20 protein-coding genes and 1 pseudogene are annotated in these 24,702 nt (G+C 70.8%); 5 read left to right on the top strand and 16 right to left on the bottom strand.

Going from position 1 to position 24,702, the window contains the following annotated elements; translation table 11 throughout:
- Window positions 1–60 precede the first annotated feature (60 nt).
- Window positions 61–1,117 (bottom strand): annotated as a pseudogene (locus tag AB0G35_RS31615) (ATP-grasp domain-containing protein); the annotation flags it as partial.
- Between the two features lie 564 nt (window positions 1,118–1,681).
- Between AB0G35_RS31615 and fahA the strand changes: the two are divergent.
- From fahA to AB0G35_RS31600, 3 genes are all read left to right on the top strand, one after another.
- Entirely contained in the window at window positions 1,682–2,908 is a 1,227-nt protein-coding gene (gene fahA / locus AB0G35_RS31610; RefSeq protein WP_360956535.1) for a fumarylacetoacetase, read from the top strand.
- A complete protein-coding gene (locus tag AB0G35_RS31605; protein WP_360956533.1) occupies window positions 2,905–3,570 on the top strand; it encodes a GPP34 family phosphoprotein in 666 nt (221 codons plus the stop codon). The genes fahA and AB0G35_RS31605 overlap by 4 nt, the downstream gene beginning before the upstream one ends.
- Before the next feature lie 321 nt (window positions 3,571–3,891).
- Entirely contained in the window at window positions 3,892–4,377 is a 486-nt protein-coding gene (locus tag AB0G35_RS31600; protein ID WP_360956531.1) for a hypothetical protein, read from the top strand.
- A gap of 204 nt (window positions 4,378–4,581) precedes the next feature.
- Here AB0G35_RS31600 and nuoN read toward each other — a convergent pair whose 3' ends face one another.
- Genes nuoN through AB0G35_RS31530 form a run of 14 tightly spaced genes read right to left on the bottom strand, consistent with a single transcriptional unit; the run spans window position 4,582 to window position 20,867 of the window.
- Window positions 4,582–6,234: an NADH-quinone oxidoreductase subunit NuoN gene (gene nuoN / locus AB0G35_RS31595; protein ID WP_360956529.1), complete on the bottom strand. Its 1,653-nt coding sequence runs from the start codon at window positions 6,232–6,234 to the stop codon at window positions 4,582–4,584.
- Window positions 6,231–7,889 carry an NADH-quinone oxidoreductase subunit M gene (locus AB0G35_RS31590; protein WP_360956527.1) on the bottom strand — a complete coding sequence of 553 codons (1,659 nt, stop codon included), beginning with the start codon at window positions 7,887–7,889 and terminating at the stop codon, window positions 6,231–6,233. The genes nuoN and AB0G35_RS31590 overlap by 4 nt, the downstream gene beginning before the upstream one ends.
- A gap of 3 nt (window positions 7,890–7,892) precedes the next feature.
- Window positions 7,893–9,839, bottom strand: a complete 1,947-nt coding sequence (gene nuoL / locus AB0G35_RS31585; protein ID WP_360956525.1) for an NADH-quinone oxidoreductase subunit L — start codon at window positions 9,837–9,839, stop codon at window positions 7,893–7,895.
- A 13-nt stretch (window positions 9,840–9,852) separates the two neighbouring features.
- On the bottom strand, window positions 9,853–10,152 hold the full coding sequence (nuoK, locus tag AB0G35_RS31580) for an NADH-quinone oxidoreductase subunit NuoK (protein ID WP_030283548.1): 300 nt from the start codon (window positions 10,150–10,152) through the stop codon (window positions 9,853–9,855).
- Window positions 10,149–11,012, bottom strand: a complete 864-nt coding sequence (locus AB0G35_RS31575) for an NADH-quinone oxidoreductase subunit J (RefSeq protein WP_360956522.1) — start codon at window positions 11,010–11,012, stop codon at window positions 10,149–10,151. Before AB0G35_RS31575 ends, nuoK begins: the two co-directional genes overlap by 4 nt.
- On the bottom strand, window positions 11,009–11,626 hold the full coding sequence (gene nuoI, locus AB0G35_RS31570; protein ID WP_360956520.1) for an NADH-quinone oxidoreductase subunit NuoI: 618 nt from the start codon (window positions 11,624–11,626) through the stop codon (window positions 11,009–11,011). The genes AB0G35_RS31575 and nuoI overlap by 4 nt, the downstream gene beginning before the upstream one ends.
- The gene (gene nuoH, locus AB0G35_RS31565) at window positions 11,619–13,004 is read right to left on the bottom strand and encodes an NADH-quinone oxidoreductase subunit NuoH (protein ID WP_360956565.1); all 1,386 of its coding nucleotides are present in this window, start codon (window positions 13,002–13,004) and stop codon (window positions 11,619–11,621) included. The genes nuoI and nuoH overlap by 8 nt, the downstream gene beginning before the upstream one ends.
- A complete protein-coding gene (locus AB0G35_RS31560) occupies window positions 13,004–15,493 on the bottom strand; it encodes an NADH-quinone oxidoreductase subunit G (protein WP_360956518.1) in 2,490 nt (829 codons plus the stop codon). Before AB0G35_RS31560 ends, nuoH begins: the two co-directional genes overlap by 1 nt.
- Window positions 15,490–16,872 (bottom strand): NADH-quinone oxidoreductase subunit NuoF, encoded by a 1,383-nt coding sequence (gene nuoF, locus AB0G35_RS31555; protein WP_360956516.1) that lies wholly within the window; start codon window positions 16,870–16,872, stop codon window positions 15,490–15,492. The genes AB0G35_RS31560 and nuoF overlap by 4 nt, the downstream gene beginning before the upstream one ends.
- Window positions 16,872–17,744 carry an NADH-quinone oxidoreductase subunit NuoE gene (gene nuoE / locus AB0G35_RS31550; RefSeq protein WP_360956514.1) on the bottom strand — a complete coding sequence of 291 codons (873 nt, stop codon included), beginning with the start codon at window positions 17,742–17,744 and terminating at the stop codon, window positions 16,872–16,874. The genes nuoF and nuoE overlap by 1 nt, the downstream gene beginning before the upstream one ends.
- A gap of 50 nt (window positions 17,745–17,794) precedes the next feature.
- Complete coding sequence (locus tag AB0G35_RS31545) at window positions 17,795–19,171, bottom strand: NADH-quinone oxidoreductase subunit D (RefSeq protein WP_261956998.1); 1,377 nt, start codon at window positions 19,169–19,171, stop codon at window positions 17,795–17,797.
- Entirely contained in the window at window positions 19,171–19,947 is a 777-nt protein-coding gene (locus AB0G35_RS31540) for an NADH-quinone oxidoreductase subunit C (RefSeq protein ID WP_360956512.1), read from the bottom strand. The genes AB0G35_RS31545 and AB0G35_RS31540 overlap by 1 nt, the downstream gene beginning before the upstream one ends.
- On the bottom strand, window positions 19,944–20,498 hold the full coding sequence (locus AB0G35_RS31535) for an NADH-quinone oxidoreductase subunit B (protein ID WP_030416193.1): 555 nt from the start codon (window positions 20,496–20,498) through the stop codon (window positions 19,944–19,946). Before AB0G35_RS31535 ends, AB0G35_RS31540 begins: the two co-directional genes overlap by 4 nt.
- Before the next feature lie 9 nt (window positions 20,499–20,507).
- Complete coding sequence (locus tag AB0G35_RS31530; RefSeq protein WP_030262580.1) at window positions 20,508–20,867, bottom strand: NADH-quinone oxidoreductase subunit A; 360 nt, start codon at window positions 20,865–20,867, stop codon at window positions 20,508–20,510.
- 748 nt (window positions 20,868–21,615) lie between these two features.
- Between AB0G35_RS31530 and AB0G35_RS31525 the strand changes: the two genes are divergently transcribed.
- Together AB0G35_RS31525 and AB0G35_RS31520 are read left to right on the top strand one after the other, a co-directional pair.
- Complete coding sequence (locus AB0G35_RS31525; RefSeq protein WP_360956509.1) at window positions 21,616–22,410, top strand: NlpC/P60 family protein; 795 nt, start codon at window positions 21,616–21,618, stop codon at window positions 22,408–22,410.
- A gap of 249 nt (window positions 22,411–22,659) precedes the next feature.
- Window positions 22,660–23,571 carry an ATP nucleotide 3'-pyrophosphokinase gene (locus AB0G35_RS31520; protein ID WP_360956507.1) on the top strand — a complete coding sequence of 304 codons (912 nt, stop codon included), beginning with the start codon at window positions 22,660–22,662 and terminating at the stop codon, window positions 23,569–23,571.
- Window positions 23,572–23,747: 176 nt separating this feature from the next.
- On the opposite strand, the gene AB0G35_RS31515 is transcribed toward AB0G35_RS31520, so the two are convergent.
- The gene (locus AB0G35_RS31515; protein ID WP_360956505.1) at window positions 23,748–24,563 is read right to left on the bottom strand and encodes an alpha/beta hydrolase; all 816 of its coding nucleotides are present in this window, start codon (window positions 24,561–24,563) and stop codon (window positions 23,748–23,750) included.
- Between the last annotated feature and the right edge of the window lie 139 nt (window positions 24,564–24,702).

Genomic DNA, 24,702 nt, shown 5'->3' with positions numbered 1-24,702 from the left:
CGGGGTGGTGCGTCGCGCCTCGCAGGTGCCTGGCCAGGCGGTGCCTCACGCCGGGGCTCACGGTGGTGGCCGCCCGGCGGGCCGCCCGGCGCAGTCGCCACAGATGCCCTCGGGAACGGCGCACCCCGTGAGGTGCAGATGCAGGGCGCGCGGACCACATCGACGCCGGCCGTGGTTTCGAACAGCCGGAACGGCGCGCCCATACGGCGGTTGAAGTCCAGCAGCTTGTACCGGCCGTCGGGCGGGTCGAGCCGCCAGTCCAGGTCGGCGGTCCCGGTGAACCCGATCCGGCCGGCGAACCGCGTGGCCTGCCACGCCAGTTCGGGTTTGTCGATGCCCGGGCGCAGGCCGTCATACCCGCGTGCGGCGGCCACGAGCGCACCTTGACGCCGCTGAACAGCGCCAGCGGCGCGCCGTGTGCCGCGAAACAGGCGTGCACGATCCAGTCCTCGGACTGCTCCCGCGGTAGGCACTCCTGCACCACCACGGCAGGCCGCGGGCCCCAGTCCCGAGCCGGCGCGAGCAGGTACTCAGAACCCGCGATCCGGGTGGTGCCGGCGACCGCGGGCGGGCTGCGCCGGACGAACGCCTCCCGGTTCTTCGCCACCACGAGGAAGCGCCCCCGCCCGGCGTACGCCTCGACGTCCCCGTACGACGCGGGGAAGACGGCGGCCGGTGACGGGACGCCGTGCACGGCACACAGGTCGTGCAGCCCCTGTTTGCCGGCCAGCCGGCGCGGCGGGCCGGGAGCGGGGCGGGCGAGAAGAAACGGCCCGTCGAGCGCTCCGGCATGCTCGGCGATCAACACCGCGGCCTCGTCATCGGCGGGCAGCAGCACCGCCGGCCGGCCGATCCGGCGCCCGATCCGCAGCAGCCCCGCGACCAGCCGATCCGGCTCCTCGCGGCCCGTGGTCGGCCAGACGAGACGCCCGCACAGATAGCGGGAGGCCACAGCGGGCGTGAAACGGTCCTCCGCCACGGCGTACAGGGGGACGCCCAGCCGCCCCAGGCTGCGGATGGCACCCACACCGCCGTGATGCAGGGGGTACGCCCCGATCTTCACGATCAGGCCGGGAACCTTCCGGTCGACCGCGAGCCGTGCGCCACTGCGAGCCACGTGTCCCCCCTCGGAACGGTCCCGCCCCGGCCCGTGCCAGGAAAGGAAGCTAGGCCCGAATTGCGCGGTGCGGCAAGGCTTTTCAGGACATTGCCGGGACTTGGGGCGTGCGACGTCGGGCACCCGTTGGCCGCCTCGCCACGCCGCGCGCCGTTCACTCCCCTGCGGACCCGGCGCGCCGCCAACCGGCGTGCGCCCGGTACGGCGTCCCCGGCGCCGTACCGGGCGTACGGCGTCCCCGGCGCGCCCGGGCCCGTGTGCCGCGCCTTCCTCACCCCGGCCGCCTCGCCCCGCTTCCCTCCCCGCCCGGCTCGGGCCGGTCCCGCCCGCACCGTCGCGCCTCCACCAAGCCGGTTCGGCACGCCCGCCGGAGCCGTCCGGCGGCCTTCCGCGGGCCGTTCCCGCCCGCCGTCCACCGCGCCGACCACGCCTTTCGGAAGTTATCCACAGGCTCCTTCGCTGCGACGCCGCCAGCCGTACTCTGATCACCGAGCCACCGGCCCGGGCCCACCGCCCCGGCCGGACCGGCCGCTCACCGGCGACGACGAACGCGAGGAGCTGTCCATGCCCGAGCAGAGCCCGTTCGACCTGGCGGAAGGCGACCCCTTCGGCCCGCACAACCTCCCCTACGGCGTCTTCAGCACCCCCGACGCCCCCGGACAACACCGGATCGGCGTCCGCTACGGCAGTTACGTCCTCGACCTGAGCGCACTGCCCAGCGCCCTGCCCGCCGCCATCCACCCGCACGCCGAACTCCTCACCGCACCCACCCTCAACCCGCTGCTGGCGGCCGGCCGGCCCGTATGGCAGCAGATCCGCGCGGCCGTGCACAGCGCGGTCACCGACCCCGCGCACCGCGACGAGGTCGCCCCGCTGCTCCACCCACTGGCCGACGTCACCCTGCACCTCCCCTTCGAGGTCGCCGACTACGTCGACTTCTACTCCAGCGAGCACCACGCCACGAACGTCGGCCGGATCTTCCGCCCCAACGGCGCGGCCCTTCCGCCCAACTGGAAGCATCTGCCGATCGGTTACCACGGCCGCGCGGGCACCGTCGTCGCCACCGGCACCCCGATCGTCCGGCCCAACGGGCAGCGCAAGACCGCCACGGACGACGCCCCCGTCTTCGGCCCCTCCACCCGCCTCGACATCGAGGCCGAGATCGGCTTCGTCGTCGGCACTCCCTCCGCCCTCCACGAACCCGTCGGACTCGACTCCTTCCGTGACCACGTCTTCGGCGTCTGCCTCGTCAACGACTGGTCCGCCCGCGACATCCAGGCCTGGGAGTACATGCCGCTCGGCCCGTTCCTGGGGAAGTCCTTCGCCACGTCCGTCTCCGCCTGGATCACCCCGCTCGACGCCCTGGACCACGCCCGCACGCCCCCGCCCACCCGCGACCACCCGCTGCTGCCCTACCTCGACGACACAGGAGTCGAACCGGGCGGCATCGACATCCGTATCGAGGTGCGGATCAATGACGAGACGGTCTCCCACCCGCCCTTCTCCGCCATGTACTGGACCGCCGCCCAGCAGCTGGCCCATATGACCGTCAACGGCGCCTCGCTGCGCACCGGCGATCTGTTCGCCTCCGGCACGGTCTCCGGCCCGGAACCCGACCAGCTCGGCTGCCTGCTCGAACTCACCCAGGGCAAGGGCCCCTATCTCCAGGACGGCGACGAGGTCACCCTGACCGCCTGGGCGCCCGGCCCGGACGGCGCCCGGATCGGCCTGGGCGAGGTCACCGGCAGCATCCAGCCCGCGCGCACGATTCCGGCCCGCGACGCGACATGAACGGCATCGGCACCGGCCCCGGCACCGGCACGCCGCTCACCCTCCCCGAGGAACTGCTCCTCCTCGGCCTCGACCCGGTGCGCGGCCGCCCCCTGACCAACCCGAAGTATCTGCACTACGGGCTGGCCGGCGCGGCGCTGGCGGACCTGGAGGCGGCCGGGCGGATCACCGTGGAGCGCGGTGACCGGATCACGGTGACCAATCCGCTGCCGCTCGGCAACGCGATAGGGGACGGCGCGCTGGCGGCACTGCCCGCCCCGGCCAAGGGCGGCAAGGGCGTCAAGGCGCACCGCTGGGTCCACGGCGCCGGCCGCCCCCTGCATGAGCTGTGCCTGCGCGTGCTGGAGAAGCGCGGCGCACTGCGCAGGGAGACCCACCGGGCACTGGGCCTGTTTCCCTACGAGCGGTTCCCGGTGGGGCCGGTGGACCTCACCGGGCCGGCCCGGGCCCGCTTCACGGCGGCCGTCGACGCCGGGCTGCCCGGCTGGCGCGACCGGCTGCTGGCCGCGCAGGTGGCGGCCTGCGACCTGGACGTCAGGCTCCTGCCCGGCGCCGCCGGCCGCTCGCGCCGGCGCGCTCTGCGCGGCCTGGCCAAGGAGTGCTGGACGTCCCGCGCGGTCCACCACGCCGTACAGCAGGACAAGAGCGCGGCGGGGGGGTAGGGGCGGGGGAGGAGGGTGGGGTGGGGAGGGGGAGGAGGGTGGGGTGGGGAGGGGGGAGGGGGAGCCCCCCCGGCAAAGAGCAAGCCCGCCGCGACCCTCCCCCGCACCGCCCACCCTCCGGCCCCCTCACCCACCCTCGGCCCCTCCTCCAGCCCAGCCAGCCCTGACCGCACACCCTGCAGCCCCTCCCCTCCCCCGCCCCTACGTCACAGCCCCACACCAACTGCGTACCGGCGTTGATGCAAGAGCGCTGACGGGGCGGACGGTGAGTCGGGGCGCTGTTAGCCTCACGATCCCTGACCCACAACGGAGGAGACGTACGTGCGCAAGGCAGCACAGATCGCCGGGGCGGCAGCCATCGCCGCGATGCTGCTCAGCGGTTGCGGAAGCAGCGGCGACAACGGCAGCGACAGCAAGCCGAGCAAGACGCCGGAGGCTCCGCCGTCGACTCCGGGAGGCGCGGACAAGCCCGCGAGCCCCAAGGCGGTCGAGGGTGCCTGGAAGGCCGGCACGGACAGCAGCCCGCTGGTCCTGGTGATCACCAAGGGCACGGTCGCCTTCAGCAACGGCCACAAGTCCGCGTGTCTGGGCAAGGTCCAGGAGATGGCCGGGATGACCATGGCCGTCGTCAAGTGCACTGACGGGGACACCACCCGCACCATGGGCACGCTCAAGGCCGGTTCGGACGGCAAGACCCTGACCGTCGACTGGAAGAACGGCCCCACCGAGAAGTACACCAAGACCAGCGACGGCAGCGTGAAGATCCCCGACATGCCCGAGCTGCCGAGCGGTATGCCCAAGAGCTGACGCCGCCCACGGGGCCGACCACTGGGCGGTCGGCCCGCGGTCGGCCCGCGGTCGGCCCGTCCTGCACGGCGAACGGCCGCCGTCCGGAACCCCCGAGGGCTCCGGACGGCGGCCGTTGCCGCGGGCACCACGGAAGCCTCCGCGGTGCCGGGCCGGCGATCGGCCGGGCCGAGGGCCGGCCTCCCGCCGTTCAGCGCATACCGTTCAGCGCACGAAGACTCCCGCGTGCCCGGCCAGGTCGAGGAAGTACTGCGGTGCCAGGCCCAGGACCAGGGTGGCGGTGACGCCGATGGCGATGGCCGTGGAGGTCAGCGGGCTGGGCACCGCCACGGTCGGGCCTTCGGCCTTGGGCTCGTTGAAGAACATCAGGACGATGACGCGGATGTAGAAGAACGCGGCGATGGCGGAGGAGATCACACCGACGACCACCAGCCAGCCCGCGCCGCTCTGCGCGGCCGCCTTGAAGACCGCGAACTTACCGGCGAACCCGGAGGTCAGGGGGATGCCGGCGAAGGCCAGCAGGAACACCGCGAAGACCGCGGCCACCAGCGGCGAACGCCGGCCGAGGCCGGCCCACTTGGAGAGCTGGGTGGCCTCGCCGCCCGCGTCCCGCACCAGGGTCACGACGGCGAACGCGCCGAGCGTCACGAAGGAGTAGGCGCCCAGATAGAACAGCACCGAGGAGACGCCGTCCTTACTGGTGGCGATGACACCGGCGAGGATGAACCCGGCGTGCGCGATGGAGGAGTACGCCAGCAGCCGCTTGATGTCGGTCTGGGTGATGGCGACGATCGCACCGCCCAGCATCGTGATGATCGCGACGCCCCACATCACCGGCCGCCAGTCCCAGCGCATGCCCGGCAGGACGACGTACAGCACCCGCAGCAGCGCACCGAACGCGGCGACCTTGGTGGCGGCCGCCATGAAGCCGGTGACCGGAGTCGGGGCGCCCTGGTAGACGTCCGGGGTCCACATGTGGAACGGGACCGCGCCGACCTTGAACAGCAGGCCCATCAGCACCAGCGCGCCGCCGATCAGCAGCAGTGCGTCATTGCTCATCGTGCCGGCCAGCGCCGGGTCGATCTGCTTGGCTCCGTCCGAGACCACCTCGGCGATGCCGGCGTACGTCACCGTGCCCGCGTAGCCGTACAGCAGGGCGATGCCGAACAGGAGGAAGGCGGAGGAAAACGCGCCGAGGAGGAAGTACTTGAGCGCGGACTCCTGCGACAGCAGCCGCTGGCGGCGGGCCAGTGCGCACAGGATGTACAGCGGGAGGGAGAAGACCTCCAGCGCGACGAAGAGCGTCAGCAGGTCGTTGGCCGCCGGGAAGATCAGCATGCCGCCGACCGCGAAGAGCAGGATCGGGAAGACCTCGGTGGTGGTGAACCCGGCCTTGACGGCGGCCTGTTCGGCGGCGCCGCCGGGGACGGCCGCGGGCTGGGCGGCGAAGGAGTCCACATGTGCGCCATGCGCGGCCGGGTCGAGGCGGCGCTCGGCGAAGGTGAAGACCGCGATCAGGGAGACCAGCAGGATCGTGCCCTGGAGGAACAGAGCGGGGCCGTCGACGGCGACGGCGCCCATCGCGGCGACATGGGCCTTGGACGAGCCGAATCCGGCGGCCGCCAGTCCGATCACCGCGGCGAACGCGGCGGCCAGCGCCACCAGGGACAGCAGCAGCTGGGAGTAGTAGCGGCTGCGGCGCGGGACGAAGGCCTCGATCATGATGCCGAGCACCGCGGCGCCGAGGACGATCAGGGTGGGTGAGAGCTGGGCGTACTCGATGTGCGGCCCCGGGATCTTGCCCGGCGCTCCGGCCGCCGCTGTCCACAGGCTGTGGACACTTGCCACGGAACTCACTTCGCGGCCTCCACATCTTGATCACTCGCGGCGTGTCCGGTCCGGCCGCTGCCGGGCACGGCGTTCACCTGCACAGTGGGCTTGGGGTCCTTCTTGTCCACGACGGACAGGGTGTGCTCGACCGCCGGGTTGACGAGGTCGGTGAGCGGTTTGGGGTACACGCCGAGGAAGAGCAGCAGCGCGATCAGCGGCGCGACCACCACCAGTTCCCGGGTTCGCAGGTCGGGCATGGTGCTGACCTCGCTCTTCACCGGCCCGGTCATCGTCCGCTGGTAGAGGACGAGGACGTAGAGCGCGGCGAGGACGATGCCGAGGGTGGCGATGACGCCGATGACCGGGTAGCGGCTGAACGTGCCGACCAGGACGAGGAATTCGCTGACGAACGGGGCCAGGCCGGGCAGGGAGAGGGTGGCCAGGCCGCCGATCAGGAACGTGCCGGCGAGGACGGGGGCGACCTTCTGGACGCCGCCGAAGTCCGCGATGAGCCGGGAGCCGCGGCGGCTGATGAGGAAGCCGGCGACCAGCATCAGGGCGGCGGTCGAGATGCCGTGGTTGACCATGTAGAGCGTGGCGCCGCCCTGTCCCTGGGACGTCATGGCGAAGATGCCCAGGATGATGAAGCCGAAGTGGGAGATCGAGGCGTAGGCGATCAGCCGTTTGATGTCCCGCTGGGCGACCGCGAGCAGGGCGCCGTAGACGATGCTGATCAGGGCGAGGACCAGGATGACGGGGGTGGCCCAGCTGCTGGCCTCCGGGAAGAGCTGGAGGCAGAAGCGGAGCATGGCGAAGGTGCCGACCTTGTCGACCACCGCAGTGATCAGCACGGCGACGGGGGCGGTTGATTCGCCCATGGCACCGGGCAGCCAGGTGTGCAGCGGCCAGAGCGGGGCCTTGACGGCGAAGGCGAAGAAGAAGCCGAGGAACAGCAGGCGTTCGGTGGTGGCGCCGAGGTCCAGCCGGCCGGCCGCGCGGGCCTCGACGATCTGCGTCAGGGAGAAGGTGCCGGTGCCGAGCTGGTCGGCGGTGGCGGCGTACAGCCCGATGACCGCGGCCAGCATGATCAGTCCGCCGGCGAGGTTGTAGAGCAGGAACTTCACCGCGGCCTGCGACCTGCGGTCGGCGGAGCGTTCCTCGCCGTCGGCGCCGGCGCGGTCCCCGAAGCCTCCGATGAGGAAGTACATCGGGATCAGCATGGCTTCGAAGAAGATGTAGAAGAGGAAGACGTCGGTGGCCTCGAAGGAGATCACCACCATCGCCTCGACGGCGAGGATCAGCGCGAAGAAGCCCTGGGTGGGCCGCCAGCGCCGGTTGGGCGTGGCCTCCTCCAGCGGGTCGGCGTCGTGCCAGCCGGCCAGGATGACGAACGGGACGAGCAGGGCGGTCAGCGCGATCAGGGCGACCGCGATGCCGTCGACGCCGAGTTCGTAGCGGACCCCGAAGTCGCTGATCCAGGCGTGTGATTCGGTGAGCTGGAAGGGGCCCTGGGCGCCGGGGTCGAAGCGGAACGCGACGATCAGGGCCAGCGCGAAGGTGAGCAGGGAGAACAGCAGCGCGAGCCATTTGGCCGCGGTGCGCTTGGCGGCGGGCAGCGCGGCGGTGGCGATCGCGCCGATCGCCGGTACCACGGCCGTCGCCGTCAGCAGGGGAAACGACATGGCTCAGACACCCCTCATCAGCAGGGTCGCGGCGACGAGTACGGCGGCCCCGCCCAGCATCTGGACCGCGTAGGAGCGGACGAAGCCGCTCTGCAACTGGCGCAGCAGGGCGGAGAGTCCGCCCATGGCGGCGGCCGTGCCGTTGACCGCGCCGTCCACCAGGGTGTGGTCGAGCTGGACGAGGGTGGTGGTCAGGTGGCCGCCGCCGCGGACGAAGACGATGTCGTTGAAGTCGTCCTGGAGGAGGTCGCGGCGGGCGGCGCGGGTGAGCAGCGAGCCGCGGGGGGCGAGCGACGGGACGGGCCGGCGGCCGTACATCAGCCAGGCGACGCCGACGCCGAGGAGGAGGACGGCGATGGTGGCGGCCGTGACGGTCGTGGCGCTGACCGGGGAGTGGCCGTGTGCGAAGGACGTGACCGGCTCCAGCCACTTCACGAAGGCCTCGTTGAGGCTGAACAGGCCGCCGGCGAAGACCGATCCGATGGCCAGCACGATCATGGGGAGGGTCATGACCTTCGGCGACTCGTGCGGGTGTGGCGGAGCGTACTCGCCCCGGGTCTCGGCCGCGGGCTCGACGGAGGGCCGGTCGGGCGACGGGGTGGGTGCCTTGCGCCAGCGCTCCTCTCCGAAGAACGTCATCAGCATCACCCGGGTCATGTAGAACGCGGTGATCGCGGCGCCCAGGAGGGCCGCGCCGCCGAGGATCCAGCCTTCGGTGCCGCCCTTGGCGAACGCCGCCTCGATGATCTTGTCCTTGGAGAAGAAGCCGGACAGGCCGGGGAAGCCGATGATCGCCAGATAGCCGAGGCCGAAGGTGACGAAGGTGACCGGCATGTATTTCCGCAGGCCGCCGTAGCGGCGCATGTCCACCTCGTCGTTCATGCCGTGCATCACCGAGCCGGCGCCGAGGAAGAGGCCCGCCTTGAAGAAGCCGTGGGTGACCAGGTGCATGATCGCGAAGGCGTAGCCGATGGGGCCGAGGCCGGCGGCCAGGATCATGTAGCCGATCTGCGACATCGTCGAGCCGGCCAGGGCCTTCTTGATGTCGTCCTTGGCGCAACCGACGATCGCACCGAAGAGGAGGGTGACCGCGCCGACCGCGACGACCGCGGTCTGGGCGTCCGGTGCGGCGTTGAAGATCGCCCCGGAGCGGGTGATCAGATACACGCCGGCGGTGACCATCGTGGCGGCGTGGATCAGGGCCGAGACCGGGGTGGGGCCCTCCATGGCGTCCCCGAGCCAGGACTGCAGCGGCACCTGGGCCGACTTGCCGCAGGCGGCCAGCAGCAGCATCAGTCCGATGGCGGTGAGCTTGCCCTCGGAGGTGGCGCCGGTGGACGCCAGCACCGGGCCGAACGCGAACGTCCCGAACGTCGTGAACATCAGCATGATCGCGATGGACAGGCCCATGTCGCCGACGCGGTTGACCAGGAACGCCTTCTTGGCGGCGGTGGCCGCGCTGGGCTTGTGCTGCCAGAAGCCGATCAGCAGGTACGAGGCGAGGCCGACGCCCTCCCAACCGACGTACAGCAGGAGGTAGTTGTCGGCGAGGACGAGCAGCAGCATCGCCGCGAGGAAGAGGTTGAGGTAGCCGAAGAAGCGGCGGCGCCGTTCGTCGTGCTCCATGTAGCCGATCGAGTAGACGTGGATCAGTGAGCCGACGCCGGTGATCAGCAGGACGAAGGTCATGGACAGCTGGTCGAGCTGGAAGGCGACGTCGGCCCTGAAGCCGCCGACCGGGATCCAGCTGAACAGGTGCTGGTGCAGCGTCCGGTGGTCGGCGCTCCTGCCGAGCATGTCGGCGAAGAGCGCCACCCCGACGGCGAACGAGGCCACCGCGAAGAGCGTGCCGATCCAGTGGCCGGTGCGGTCGAGCCGTTTTCCGCCGCACAGCAGCAGGGCCGCACCGACCAGCGGTGCCGCGACGAGCAGCGCGATCAAGTTCTCCACTTTGGGCGACCCCTTACAGCTTCATCAGGCTGGCGTCGTCGACCGAGGCCGTATGACGGGTGCGGAAGATCGTCACGATGATCGCCAGGCCGACCACGACCTCGGCCGCGGCGACGACCATCGTGAAGAAGGCGATGATCTGGCCGTCCAGATTCCCGTGCAGCCGGGAGAAGGTGACGAAGGCGAGGTTGCAGGCGTTGAGCATCAGCTCGATGCACATGAACACCACGATGGCGTTCCGCCTGATCAGCACCCCGGCCGCGCCGATGGTGAACAACAGGGCGGCGAGGTACAGGTAGTAGACCGGGTTCATTTCTTGGCGCCCTCCTTGTGCTCCTTGGGCGACGCGCCGCCGGACGGCGGGGCTTCGGGCTCCTCACCGGAGCCGCGGCCCAGCCACTCCTCGGAGCGCCGCTCCAGCGCCTTCAGGTCGGCGAGCGACTCGCGGGAGACGTCCCGGAGCTGGCCGCGGGCGCGCAGCGTCGGACTGACGGTCAGCTCGGACGCGGTGCCGTCGGGCAGCAGGCCGGGGATGTCCACGGCGTTGTGCCGGGCGTAGACCCCGGGGGCGGGCAGCGGCGGCACCTGCTTGCCCTCGCGGACACGGGCCTCGGACTGCTCGCGCTGGGTCCGGGCGCGCTCGGTGCGCTCCCGGTGGGTGAGCACCATCGCGCCGACGGCCGCGGTGATCAGCAGGGCGCCGGTGATCTCGAAGGCGAAGACGTACTTGGTGAAGATCAGCGCGGCCAGCCCCTGGACGTTGCCGCCGGCGTTGGCCTCGCCCAGGCCGTTGAACTCCTTCAGCGAGGCGTTGCCGATGCCGGCGATCAGCAGGATGCCGAAGCCGAGGCCCAGTCCGGCGGCGAGCCAGCGCTGGCCCTTGAGCGTCTCCTTGAGAGAGTCCGCCGCGGTGACGCCGACCAGCATGACCACGAACAGGAACAGCATCATGATCGCGCCGGTGTAGACGACGATCTGCACGACGCCGAGGAAGTACGCACCGTTGGCGAGGTAGAAGACCGCCAGGACGATCATGGTGCCGGCCAGCGACAGGGCGCTGTGCACGGCCCGCTTCATCAGGACCGTGCAGAGGGCGCCGACGACGGCGACGGTGCCCAGGAGCCAGAACTGCACGGCCTCACCGGTGGAGGCCGCGGCGGCCAGGGAGATCATCGCTCGGTCACCTCCCGCGCGGCGGGCTCCTGCGGGCCGGTCGTGGCGGCGGCCTCCTGGGGCTGCTCCCCCTTGGACACCGCGACCTGACGGACCGTCCCCGGGGCGGCCTCGGTCACCAGGCCGCTGTAGTAGTCCTTCTCCGTCATGCCCGGGTGGATCGCATGCGGCGTGTCGACCATCGTGTCCTCCAGGCCGGCGAGCAGCTCCTCCTTGGTGTAGATGAGCGAGGCGCGGGACCGGTCGGCGAGTTCGTACTCATTGGTCATGGTCAGTGCGCGGGTGGGGCAGGCCTCCACGCACAGGCCGCACAGGATGCAGCGCAGGTAGTTGATCTGGTAGACGCGGCCGTAGCGCTCGCCCGGGGAGTAGCGCTCCTCGTCGGTGTTGTCCGCGCCCTCGACGTAGATCGCGTCCGCCGGGCAGGCCCAGGCGCACAGCTCGCAGCCGACGCACTTCTCCAGCCCGTCGGGATGGCGGTTGAGCTGATGGCGGCCGTGGAAACGCGGCGCCGTCGGCTTCTTCTCCTCCGGGTACTGCTCGGTCAGCCGCTTCTTGAACATGGCCTTGAAGGTCACGCCGAAGCCGGCCACGGGGTTCTGGAACTCAGGCACCGTCGCCCCCCTTTCCGTCGGTTTCGTTTCCGTCACTGACAGTGTCCATCCGACCACTGACAATCAACTCACGGTCATGGCGCGGGCGTCGGCGCGGCACCGGCGGCAGGCTCTGACCGGGCAGCGGCGGCACCGGGAACCCGCCGGCCATCGGGTCGAACGCGCCCTCACCGTCCGGCTCCTCCTCCACCGCACCGCGCCGGAAGAAGTCCACGAGCAGCGAGATCAGCAGCAGCACGACCGCGCCGCCGGCGACGTAGAGCACGATCTGGGAGAAGTCGTAGCCCTCGTTCTTCAGCGCCCGGACGGTGGCGACGAGCATCAGCCAGACCAGCGAGAGGGGGATGAGGACCTTCCAGCCCAGCTTCATCAGCTGGTCGTAGCGCACCCGGGGGAGCGTGCCGCGCAGCCAGATGAAGAAGAACAGCAGCAGCTGGACCTTGATCGTGAACCACAGCATCGGCCACCAGCCGTGGTTGGCGCCCTCCCAGAACGCCGAGATCGGGTACGGGGCCCGCCAGCCGCCGAGGAAGAGGGTGGTCGCGACCGCCGAGACCGTCACCATGTTCACGTACTCGGCGAGCATGAACATCGCGAACTTGATGGACGAGTACTCGGTGTTGAAGCCGCCGACCAGGTCGCCCTCGGACTCCGGCATGTCGAACGGCGCCCGGTTGGTCTCCCCCACCATCGTCGCGATGTAGATGAGGAACGACACCGGCAGCAGCAGGACGTACCACCTGTTCGCTTGCGACTCCACGATGGTGGAGGTCGACATCGACCCGGAGTACAGGAAGACCGAGGCGAAGGCGGCGCCCATCGCGATCTCGTACGAGATCATCTGCGCGCACGAGCGGAGACCGCCGAGCAGCGGGTACGTCGAGCCGGAGGACCAGCCCGCCAGCACGATGCCGTAGATGCCGACCGACGCGGTGGCCAGGATGTAGAGGACGCCGATCGGCAGGTCGGTCAGCTGCATCGTGGTGCGCTGGCCGAAGATCGAGACCTCGTTGTCGGCCGGGCCGAAGGGGATCACCGCGATCGCCATGAACGCCGGGATGGCCGCCACGATCGGCGCGAGGACGTAGACGACCTTGTCGGCCCGCCGGACGACCAGGTCCTCCTTCAGCATCAGCTTGATGCCGTCGGCGAGCGACTGGAGCATGCCCCAGGGCCCGTGCCGGTTGGGGCCGATGCGCAACTGCATCCAGGCGACGACCTTGCGCTCCCACACGATGGAGAACAGCACCGTCAGCATCAGGAACGCGAAGCAGAAGACCGCCTTGATGACGACCAGCCACCACGGGTCGCGGCCGAACATCGACAGGTCCTCCTGGGCCAGCGCGGTCTGCGCGGAGGCCAGTTGACCGAGCTGCATCATGCGTCCACCTCCTTGGCCGGCTTCGGCGTGCCCGGGGCGGCGGAGATCCTCACCAGTTCGCCGGGGCGCGCACCGGTGTCGGCGGCCACGCCCCCGCCCGTGGAGTTGAGCGGCAGCCACACCACCCGGTCGGGCATCGGCGTCACCTGCAGCGGCAGCCGCACCGAACCGGCCGGCCCGCTGACCGCCAGCAGGTCGCCGTCCTTGACCCCGGTCTCGGCGGCGGTGGCCTCCGACAGCCGGGCGACGGCCGCGTGCCGGGTGCCGGCCAGTGCCTCGTCGCCTTCCTGGAGGACGCCCTGGTCCAGCAGCAGCCGGTGCCCGGCGAGCACCGCCTCACCGGCGCCGGTCCGGGGCAGCGGCTGCCCGATCTCCAGCGGGTCGCCCGCGTACGGGCCGCCCCAGGTACCGAGCCGGGTCAGTTCGCGGCGTACGGAGGCGACGTCCGGCAGCGCCAGGTGGACGTCGAGGGCGTCGGCGAGCATGTGCAGCACCCGGGAGTCCGGCAGCAGATGGCGGCGGGTCATCTGGTCGGGCTTGAGCGCGGCCTCGAACAGCCGGGCCCGGCCCTCCCAGTTGAGAAACGTTCCGGCCTTCTCCACCACGGCCGCCACCGGGAGGACCACATCGGCCCGCTCGGTGACCTGGGAGGGCCGCAACTCCAGGCTGACCAGGAAACCGATCTCGTCCAGGGCGGTCAGCGCCCGGGCCGGGTCCGGCAGGTCGGCGACCTCGACACCGGCCACCAGCAGCGCACTCAGCTCACCGGTCGCCGCGGCCTCGATGATCTGGCCGGTGTCCCGGCCGTGCCGGTGCGGCAGCGCGGCCACACCCCAGACGGCGGCGACCTCGTCGCGGGCCCGCGGGTCGGTGGCCGGCCGGCCACCGGGCAGCAGACCGGGCAGCGCGCCCGCCTCCACGGCCCCGCGTTCGCCCGCCCGCCGCGGGATCCACACCAGCTGCGCGCCGGTCGCGGCGGCGACGCGCACCGCGGCGGTCAACGCGCCCGGCACCGCCGCCAGCCGCTCACCGACGACGATCACCGCGCCGTCCGCCCGCAGCGCCTCGGCCGCGGCGTGTCCCTCATTGCCGGCCAGCGCGTCCAGCCATTCCGTTTCGGTGCCGGGCGCGGCCGGCAGCAGCGTCCCGCCGGCCTTGATCAGCCCGCGGGAGGCGTAGGCGGCGAGCCCGAAGGTGCGCTGACCGTACTTGCGGTGGGCCTTGCGCAGCCGCAGGAAGACGCCGGGCGCCTCCTCCTCCGCCTCGATGCCCGCCAACAGCACCGCCGGCGCCTTCTCCAGGGCGGTGTACGTGACCCCGCCGCCCCCGAGGTCGCGGCCGCGGCCGGCGACCCGGGCGGCCAGGAAGTCCGCCTCCTCGGCGCTGTGCACCCGCGCCCGGAAGTCGATGTCGTTGGTGTGCAGCGCGATCCGGGCGAACTTGGCGTACGCGTAGGCGTCCTCGACGGTCAGCCGGCCGCCGGTCAGCACACCGGTACGGCCCTTGGCCGCGGCCAGTCCGCGGGCCGCGGCCTCCAGGGCAACCGGCCAGCTCGCCGGCTCCAGTTCCCCGGACTCCGCGTTGCGCACCAACGGGTGCTCCAGCCGGTCACGCTGCTGCGCGTACCGGAAGGCGAAGCGCCCCTTGTCGCAGATCCACTCCTCGTTGACCTCCGGGTCGTTGGCGGCCAGCCGCCGCATGACCTTGCCGCGCCGGTGGTCGGTGCGCGTCGCGCAGCCGCCCGCGCAGTGCTCGCACACCGACGGCGACGACACCAGGTCGAAGGGGCGGGAGCGGAAGCGGTACGCGGCCGAGGTGAGCGCGCCGACCGGGCAGATCTGGATGGTGTTGCCGGAGAAGTACGACTGGAAGGGGTCGCCCTCCCCGGTGCCGACCTGCTGGAGCGCGCCGCGCTCGACCAGCTCGATCATCGGGTCGCCGGCGATCTGGTTGCTGAAGCGGGTGCACCGCGCGCACAGCACGCAGCGTTCGCGGTCCAGCAGCACCTGGGTGGAGATCGGCACCGGCTTGGCGAACGTGCGCTTCTTGCCCTCGAAGCGCGTGTCCGGCTCACCGACCTGCATCGCCTGGTTCTGCAGCGGGCACTCGCCGCCCTTGTCGCAGACCGGGCAGTCCAGCGGGTGGTTGATCAGCAGCAGCTCCATCACGCCGCGCTGCGCCTTCTCGGCCACCGGGGACGTCAGCTGCGACTTGACGACCATGCCGTCGGTGCAGGTGATCGTGCAGGACGCCATGGGCTTGCGCTGGCCCTCGACCTCGACGATGCACTGCCGGCAGGCGCCCGCGGGGTCCAGCAGCGGGTGGTCGCAGAAGCGCGGGATCTCGATGCCGAGGAGTTCGGCGGCGCGGATGACCAGCGTCCCCTTGGGGACGGAGATCTCGATGCCGTCGATCGTCAGGGTGACGAGGTCTTCCGGGGGGACCGCGGCGGCGCCGCTGCTCGACCCCGTAGTGGTGACGGTCATGCATTCACCCCCAGGTGAGCGTCGTCGTCGGCCCACAGGGTCGACTTGTCGGGGTCGAACGGGCAGCCCTTGCCGGTGACGTGCTGCTCGTACTCCTCGCGGAAGTACTTGAGCGAGGAGAAGATCGGCGAGGCGGCGCCGTCGCCGAGCGCGCAGAACGACTTGCCGTTGATGTTGTCGGCGATGTCGGCGATCTTGTCGAGGTCGGCCGGCTGGGCATTGCCCGCCTCGATGTCGCGCAGCAACTGCACCAGCCAGTACGTCCCTTCACGGCAGGGCGTGCACTTGCCGCAGGACTCGTGGGCGTAGAACTCGGTCCAGCGGGTGACCGCCCGCACGACGCAGGTGGTCTCGTCGAAGCACTGCAGCGCCTTGGTGCCGAGCATCGAGCCGGCCGCGCCGACGCCTTCGTAGTCGAGGGGCACGTCGAGGTGCTCGTCGGTGAACATCGGCGTGGAGGAGCCGCCGGGCGTCCAGAACTTCAGCCGGTGGCCGCGGCGCATCCCGCCGCTCATGTCGAGCAGCTGGCGCAGGGTGATGCCCAACGGGGCTTCGTACTGGCCGGGGTTGGCGACATGGCCGCTGAGCGAGTACAGCGTGAAGCCCGGGGACTTCTCGCTGCCCATCGACCTGAACCAGTCTTTTCCCTTGTTGAGGATCGCGGGAACCGACGCGATGGATTCGACGTTGTTGACGACAGTGGGGCAGGCGTAGAGGCCGGCCACCGCAGGGAAGGGAGGACGCAGCCGGGGCTGTCCGCGACGGCCCTCCAGGGAGTCCAGCAGCGCGGTTTCCTCACCGCAGATGTACGCGCCGGCGCCCGCGTGCACGATCACGTCCAGGTCGAGTCCCGACCCGAGGATGTTCTTTCCGAGGAAGCCCGCCGCGTAGGCCTCGCGCACGGCTTCGTGCAGCCGGCGCAGGACGGGTACGACCTCACCGCGCAGGTAGATGAAGGCGTGGTGCGCACGGATCGCGTGACAGGCGATCACGATCCCTTCGATGAGGGCATGCGGGTTCGCGAAGAGGAGGGGGATGTCCTTGCAGGTCCCCGGCTCCGATTCGTCGGCGTTGACAACGAGATAGTGCGGTTTGCCGTCGCCCTGCGGAATGAACTGCCATTTCATTCCGGTGGGGAAGCCCGCGCCGCCGCGGCCGCGCAGACCGGAGTCCTTGACGTAGGCGATGACGTCGTCGGGGGACATCGCGAGCGCCTTGCGCAGGCCCTCGTAGCCCTCGTGCCGGCGGTAGGTCTCCAGCGTCCAGGACTCGGGCTGGTCCCAGAGGGCGGACAGGACGGGCACGAGGAGCTTCTCGGGGCTGGCCTCTCCCCCGGCCGTTGGCCGGGAGGAGCCGCCGTATTCGGCTGCCACGGTCATCACTCCCCCTCCTTAGCGGTGGGCCCGGCAGGGTGGTCTGCGTCGGAGTCCGAGGTTTCCTGCGGGGCGTCGTGGGAGCTGGGGTGCCCCGCGGGCGCCTCCTCCCGGGGGTGGCCGCTGGGGGGCTCCCCCGCGGTGCCCTCGTCGGGCCGGCCGCCCTCTCCGGTACGGGGCGACACGACGTGGTCCGCGCCGGCGCCGCGGCCGGGCGCGGCCTCCCCCTTGGCCAGGCGGAGCCCGATCAGCGAGGCGGGCCCGGCGCTCCCGGTGGCGGCGGTGGCGCCCGGCCGCTCGTCGGGGAAGCCGGCGAGGATGCGGGCGGTCTCCTTGAAGGTGCACAGCGGCGCGCCGCGGGTGGGTGCGACGGGCCGGCCGGCCCTCAGGTCGTCGACGAGCCGCCGGGCGGACTCCGGCGTCTGGTTGTCGAAGAACTCCCAGTTGACCATCACGACGGGCGCGAAGTCGCAGGCGGCGTTGCACTCGATGTGTTCGAGGGTGACGGCGCCGTCCTCGGTGGTCTCGCCGTTGCCGACGCCGAGGTGCTCCTGGAGCTCCTCGAAGATGGCGTCGCCGCCCATCACCGCGCACAGGGTGTTGGTGCAGACCCCGACCTGGTAGTCGCCGCCGGCCTTGCGCCGGTACATGGAGTAGAACGTCGAGACGGCGGTGACCTCGGCGGTGGTGAGGTCCAGCAGCTCGGCGCAGAAGCGGATGCCGGTGCGGGTGACGTGCCCGTCCTCGGCCTGGACGAGGTGCAGCAGCGGCAGCAGCGCCGAGCGCGGGCCGGGGTAGCGGGCGATCACCTCCTTGGCGTCCGCCTCCAGCCGGGCCCGGACGTCGGCCGGGTAGTCGGGGGCGGGGAGCGCGGGCATCCCCAGACTGGTGGGGCTTGCGGAGGCTCCCTGCGGAGAAGACGCAGTGGTCACCGGTCGACGCCTCCCATCACGGGGTCGATGGACGCGACGGCGACGATGACGTCGGCGACCTGGCCGCCTTCGCACATCGCCGCCATGGCCTGCAGGTTGGTGAAGGACGGATCGCGGAAGTGCACCCGGTAGGGGCGGGTGCCGCCGTCGCTGACCGCGTGCACGCCCAGCTCGCCCTTGGGTGACTCGACGGCCGCGTAGGCCTGACCGGGCGGGACCCGGAAGCCCTCGGTCACGAGCTTGAAGTGGTGGATCAGGGCCTCCATCGAGGTGCCCATGATCTTCTTGATGTGGTCGAGGGAGTTGCCCAGGCCGTCCGGGCCGAGCGCCAGCTGGGCGGGCCAGGCGATCTTCTTGTCCGCGACCATCACCGGCCCCGGTTCGAGCCGGTCCAGGCACTGCTCGATGATCCGCAGCGACTGCCGCATCTCCTCCAGCCGGATCAGGAACCGCCCGTAGGCGTCGCAGGTGTCGGCGGTCGGGATGTCGAACTCGTAGTCCTCGTATCCGCAGTACGGCTGCGTCTTGCGCAGGTCGTGCGGCAGGCCGGCGGAGCGGACGATGGGCCCGGTGGCTCCGGTGGCCATGCAGCCGGCCAGGTCGAGGTAGCCGATGCCCTCCATGCGGCCCTTGAAGACCGGGTTGCCGGTGGCGAGCTTGTCGTATTCGGGGAGGTTCTTGCGCATCTTCTTGACGAAGGCGCGCACCTGGTCGACGGCGCCCGGGGGCAGGTCCTGGGCCAGGCCGCCGGGCCGGATGTAGGCGTGGTTCATCCGCAGGCCGGTGATCAGCTCGTAGATGTCGAGGATCAGCTCGCGGTCCCGGAAGCCGTAGATCATGATCGTGGTGGCGCCCAGCTCCATGCCGCCGGTGGCGATGCACACCAGGTGGGAGGAGAGCCGGTTGAGTTCCATCAGCATCACGCGGACCACCGAGGCCCGGTCGGGGATGTCGTCGGTGATGCCGAGCAGCTTCTCCACGGCCAGGCAGTAGGCCGTCTCGTTGAAGAAGGGGGTGAGGTAATCCATCCTCGTCACGAAGGTGGTGCCCTGCGTCCAGGTCCGGTATTCGAGGTTCTTCTCGATGCCGGTGTGGAGGTAGCCGATGCCGCAGCGGGCCTCGGTGACGGTCTCCCCGTCGATCTCCAGGATCAGCCGGAGCACGCCGTGCGTGGACGGGTGCTGCGGCCCCATGTTGACGATGATCCGCTCGTCGTCGGACTTCGCCGCGGACGCCGCGATCTCGTCCCAGTCGCCGCCGGTGACGTTGTAGACGGTGCCCTCGGTGGTCTCCCGGGCGAGCGACTCGGTCGTGTCGAAGTCGCTGGACGTGCGGTGGCCGTTCGGGGAGTGGGAGTGCGGTGCAGTAGTCATCAGCTGTACGACCTCCGCTGGTCGGGAGCCGGAATCTGGGCGCCCTTGTACTCGACGGGAATGCCGCCGAGCGGGTAGTCCTTGCGCTGCGGGAAGCCCTGCCAGTCGTCCGGCATCATGATCCGGGTCAGCGCGGGATGGCCGTCGAAGACCAGGCCGAAGAAGTCGTAGGTCTCGCGCTCGTGCCAGTCGTTGGTCGGGTAGACCGCGACGAGCGAGGGGATGTGCGGGTCCGCGTCCGGCGCGGAGACCTCCAGCCGGATCAGCCGGTTGTGGGTGATCGAGCGCAGGTGGTAGACGGCGTGCAGCTCGCGGCCCGTGTCGCCGGGGAAGTGGACGCCGCTGACGCCGGTACACAGCTCGAAGCGGAGCGCCGGGTCGTCGCGCAGGGTCCGGGCGACCGTCGGCAGGTACTCCCGCTCGATGTGGAAGGTCAGCTCGCCGCGGTCGACGACGGTCTTGGAGATCACGTTCTCGGGGACCAGCCCCTGTTCGTCGAGGGCGCCCTCCAGTTCGTCGGCGATCTCGTCGAAGTCCCCGTACCCGTCCCGGGCACCGGGCCCGCCGTACGGCCGGGGGGTCGCGCCGGGCAGCCGGACGGTCCGGACCAGGCCGCCGTAGCCGCTGGTGTCGCCGCCGTTGTTGGCGCCGAACATCCCGCGGCGGGTGGCGATCACCTCGCCGGTGTCGTCGCGCTGCGCCGGTACGGCGTCCTCCGCGGCGTTGCCGCCGCGCGGCTCGTCGTCCGGACGCTCGGGGTTCTTCTGCTCACTCACCGCAGCAGCCCCTTCATCTCGATCAGCGGGAGCGCCTTGAGCGCGGCTTCCTCGGCCTCGCGGGCGGCCTGCTGCTGGTTGACCCCGAGCTTGGTGTGCTGGATCTTGTCGTGGAGCTTGAGGATGGCGTCCATCAGCATTTCGGGGCGCGGCGGGCAGCCCGGGAGATAGATGTCGACGGGCACGATGTGGTCGACGCCCTGCACGATCGCGTAGTTGTTGAACATGCCGCCCGAGGAGGCGCAAACCCCCATGGAGATCACCCACTTCGGGTTCGGCATCTGGTCGTAGACCTGCCGCAGCACGGGGGCCATCTTCTGGCTGACCCGGCCGGCCACGATCATCAGGTCCGCCTGCCGCGGGGAGCCGCGGAAGACCTCCATGCCGAAGCGGGCCAGGTCGTAGCGGCCGGCGCCGGTCGTCATCATCTCGATGGCGCAGCAGGCCAGACCGAAGGTCGCCGGGAAGACCGATGACTTGCGCACCCAGCCCGCGGCCTGTTCGACGGTGGTCAGCAGAAAGCCGCTGGGCAGCTTCTCTTCAAGTCCCATGGGTGGCCCCTAGTCCCATTCCAGGCCGCCGCGACGCCAGACGTAGGCGTAGGCGACGAAGACGGTGAGCGCGAAGAGGAGCATCTCGACGAGCCCGAACAACCCCAGGGCGTCGAAGGTGACGGCCCAGGGATAGAGGAAGACGATCTCGATGTCGAAGACGATGAAGAGCATCGCCGTCAGGTAGTACTTGATCGGGAAGCGGCCGCCACCGGACGGTTGTGGCGTCGGCTCGATTCCGCATTCGTACGCTTCGAGCTTGGCCCGGTTGTAGCGCCTGGGCCCGACGAGCGTGGCCATGACGACGGAGAAGATCGCAAAGCCTGCCCCGAGGGCTCCCAGTACGAGGATGGGCGCGTAAGCGTTCACCGTCCCCGCTCCCTTCAGTCGACGATGACTGGATGGCGGTCCGCCCGGGCCCGCTCACCGCCCCTCGGAGATCGTGCACATGTGAGGCAGTTCACAAGCCCGAACCGCCTGCATCTTATGCCTGCTGGTCTGTGATCTGCGACACGGGGGTGAACAACGCCTTTGTGATCTTCACCACCCGGCGAAGGATCATGAAGCCGGATGAGCGGTGATCTTCATACGTGAAGCGCGCGAGTGATCACCAGAGGTGACATTCACACGGGTTACCGCTGGTCAGCGCGGATTGGCCAATATCAAGGGGTGCCCGCCCAGGGCAAATTGGCGTCTGGCCGATTCAACTGGTATACGCGGCCCGCCCCGTGGCCGTGACCCGCTCGTGACCCCGCCGTGATCGTCGGCACGTGCTCGCGTTCACGAACTCCGGCGGGGCAGCGGGTCACGGGGACATAACGGACCACGTCACGGGAACATAACGGACACTCAGGAGTGACCTATCCCACGCTATTTCGAGCACTAAGTCCTTGACGCCTGGGAAGCCTTGGCGTGGCGCGTAGGGAAGTGGTAGGCCCCCTTTGAGCCCCTACGGACCCTCAAATGCCGTGCGTAGGAACATGATCGCGAAATTCGGGCATCGCACCGGCGGAGCCGCGAGCGGCAAAAAGTCCCTTTTATTCATCGCGTACGCGTCAAGTGTGGCGCACTGCACTCTTGTTGGCAGCAACCAGCGGCTCCTGATAGCCGTTGGGCCATGTCCCCGAACGCACACATACCCAGCCACCGGAAGCCCCGCCGCCCTTCCGCGTCCTCCCGGGCGCTGCGCGCGGGTGTGACCGGTGGCTTCCTCACCCTCGCGGTGACCGGAGCGAACGTGCCGGCCAGCGCCGCGGAAAAGCCCGTCTCCGAGACGCAGGAGATGCCGACGATCACGACGGCGCTGGCCACCAGCGCCGCCAAGAGCGCCGACACCGCCGAGCAGGTCGCGTTCAACTACGAGCGTCAGGCGCTCCAGGACAGTGCCTTCTCCAAGGCCGCCAAGGCAGCGGAGAAGCACAAGGCCGAGGCCGTGAAGAAGGCCAAGGCCGAGGCGAAGAAGAAGGCCGAGGCGGCCCGCAAGGCCAAGGAGGCCGCCCAGGCCCGGGCCTCGCGCTCCGCCGAGCGGACCACCCTGTCGGCGCCCTCCACCGGCACCGGCTCCACCGCCACCCTCGTCTCCTTCCTCAAGGCCCAGCTGGGCAAGGCGTACGTCCTGGGAGCCAGCGGCCCCTCCTCGTACGACTGCTCCGGCCTCACCCAGGCCGCCTTCAGCCAGATCGGCATCGACCTGCCGCGCGTGTCGCAGGACCAGTCGACGCAGGGCACCCAGGTCGGCCTCGACAACCTCCAGGTCGGCGACATCCTCTACTGGGGCAGCGCCGGCAGCGCCTACCACGTCGCCGTCTACGTCGGCGACGGCAAGTTCATCGGCGCCCAGAACCCGAGCACCGGCATCGTCGAGCGCCCGCTCAGCTACGACATGCCGACCGGCGCGGTGCGCGTCCTGTAGGACTGCGCCGGGGCGCGCACGAGTCGCGTACGAGTCGCGGACAAGTCACGTACGAGGGCCGCCTCTCCTTCGGGAGGGGCGGTCTTTTGCGTTACCAGTGATCCATATTGCGCCGTTCCCGGTTATCCGTAGGCGCGCCGTTCCCGGTTATCCGTAGGCGCGCCGTCACCGAGGGGCGGTGCGCGCCGTTGCATCTCTCGCCATGCCCGTACCCCGTACCCGGGCACGAGAGAGGGATCACGCGCACCGATGACCATCCGCCTGACCATCCGCACGACCACCCGTACGTCCGTCCGTAGGCCCGCCCGTACGCCCGTCCGTAGGCCCGTCCCGAGCGCGGCCCGCCATCCAGGCCACTGCCTCGGCGGGCGGGCAGCCACCGCCGCCGCCCTCGCCACCACCCTCGGCCTCGGCCTGGGCCTGGGCGCCGTCCCCGCCGCCGCCGGTACGGCCGACGGCGGCGGCTGGCACCAGGACGGTCTGTCGCTGACCGCCGCCGACAACAAGAGGGTGGACGCCTTCGCGGCCCGCGCCCGCCGCGCCGAGCGCTCCATCAGCCCCCAGGTCCGCGCCGCCGCCAAGATCAGCCACGCCGAACTCGTCGGGTTCGACCACCGGCTGAAGTCACCGGACTCGCTGAAGCGGAAGGTCGCCACCGCCATGCGGGAGAACCCGGGACGGACCGTCGACGAGTCGCTCGGCAAGATCAACGACGCGGTCCGGTTCACGCTCCAGTGGCCGGACGCGAAGTACAGCCAGGGCGTCACCACCGCCTCCGCCCTGCTGTCCGCGTGGGGCAACGACTCCACCCGCTGGTCCAACACCTGGCACCGCCCCACCGGCTACAAGGCGATCAACTCCGCCTGGCGCGCCCCCCGCTCCCACCAGCTCTTCGAGGTCCAGTTCCACACCCCGCAGAGCAAGGCGGCCCAACTGGAGACGCACAAGCTGTATGAGGAGCAGCGGCTGCCCAACACCCCGCCGGAGCGCGTCCGCGAGCTCCAGGAGAAGCAGGACGCGATCTTCGCGGCGGTCCCGGTCCCGCCCGGCGCGGAACGGCTGACCGCCCCGACCCGCCGGCTCTCCCCCGACCCGGCCCGCCGCCTGCCGGTCCCGGACCGGAACCCCGAGCCGGGCCGGGACCCGGTGAACTCACACTGAATCACGCCCACTTGGCGTCAATTCGGGCGTAACCGTCTGAACATGGGCGAGCCGGCCGGGGCCCCGCGCCCCGACCGGCTCGCCCATGTCGGCCGGCTCGCGTACGTCGGCCGGGGCTCGCGTACGTCGGCCGGCTCCCGTCCGCGGACCCCCGCGTCACCCCGCCGACCCCCGCGTCACCCCTTCACAAAGGCCAGCACATCCGCGTTGAGCTGCTCGTGGTGGCTGGCGTAGATGCCGTGCCCGGCCGTCGGGTACTCCTCGTACACCGCCCCGGGGATCAGCCGGGCGGTCCGCCGGCCGGTGATCTCCACCGGGGCGGACATGTCGGCCGCGCCGTGGATCACCAGCACCGGGACGTCGATCTCCGGCAGCGTGGCCCGCTGATCGTTGAACAACGCCTCCCGCTGCGCCTGGAGCGTCGCCCACGGCGAGGCCGACAGACACTGCGCCAGCGTGTGGTCCACCAGGGCCGGGGAGACGTCGTTGCCCAGGTGGGTGGCGAAGAACGCCTGCGCCTGACGGGTCAGCCACTTGGGCCGGTCCGCCCGCAGCTGCGCCATCGTCGCCGCCACCGCCTCCTCCGGCAGACCGTCCGGGTTGTCCTCGGTACGGGCCAGGAACGGCAGCATCGCCGCGATCAGCACCGCCCGGCGGACCCGCCCCGAGCCGTGCCGCGCCAGATAGCGCGCGATCTCCGCGCCGCCCAGGGAGTGCCCGACGAGGGTGACGTCCCGCAGGTCTAGGTGGTCCAGCAGCGCGGCGAGATCGTCGGCGGTGGAGTCGATGTCGTACCCGCCGGAGGGCCGGTCCGAACGGCCGTGACCGCGCCGGTCGAACGCCACACAACGGAAGCCGTTCTCCGCGAAGAACGGGAGCTGGTACTCCCACATCTCGGTGTTCAGCATCGCGCTCGCCACGAACACCAGCGTCTCGCCGGTGCCGTACTCCTCGTACCACAGCTGCGTACCGTCGTGCGTCTCGAAGAACATGCCGCTTCCTCCCCGCTGTGAGCGGCCCCTGCCGCCCGTGTCCTTGACGCACACAAGCTTCGCGGCAGGCCACCGGCGGCTCAATTACCCATGAGGTCATGTGGCCGTGAGGTCAGGGCAGGTGCGCCGTGGCCGTGAC

Origin of the sequence: Streptomyces sp. NPDC021749, assembly GCF_040640655.1 — a bacterium.
Classification (GTDB): Bacteria; Actinomycetota; Actinomycetes; order Streptomycetales; family Streptomycetaceae; genus Streptomyces.
Note: the sequence above shows the minus strand (reverse complement) of the source record. Positions and strands in the feature narration are given on the sequence as shown.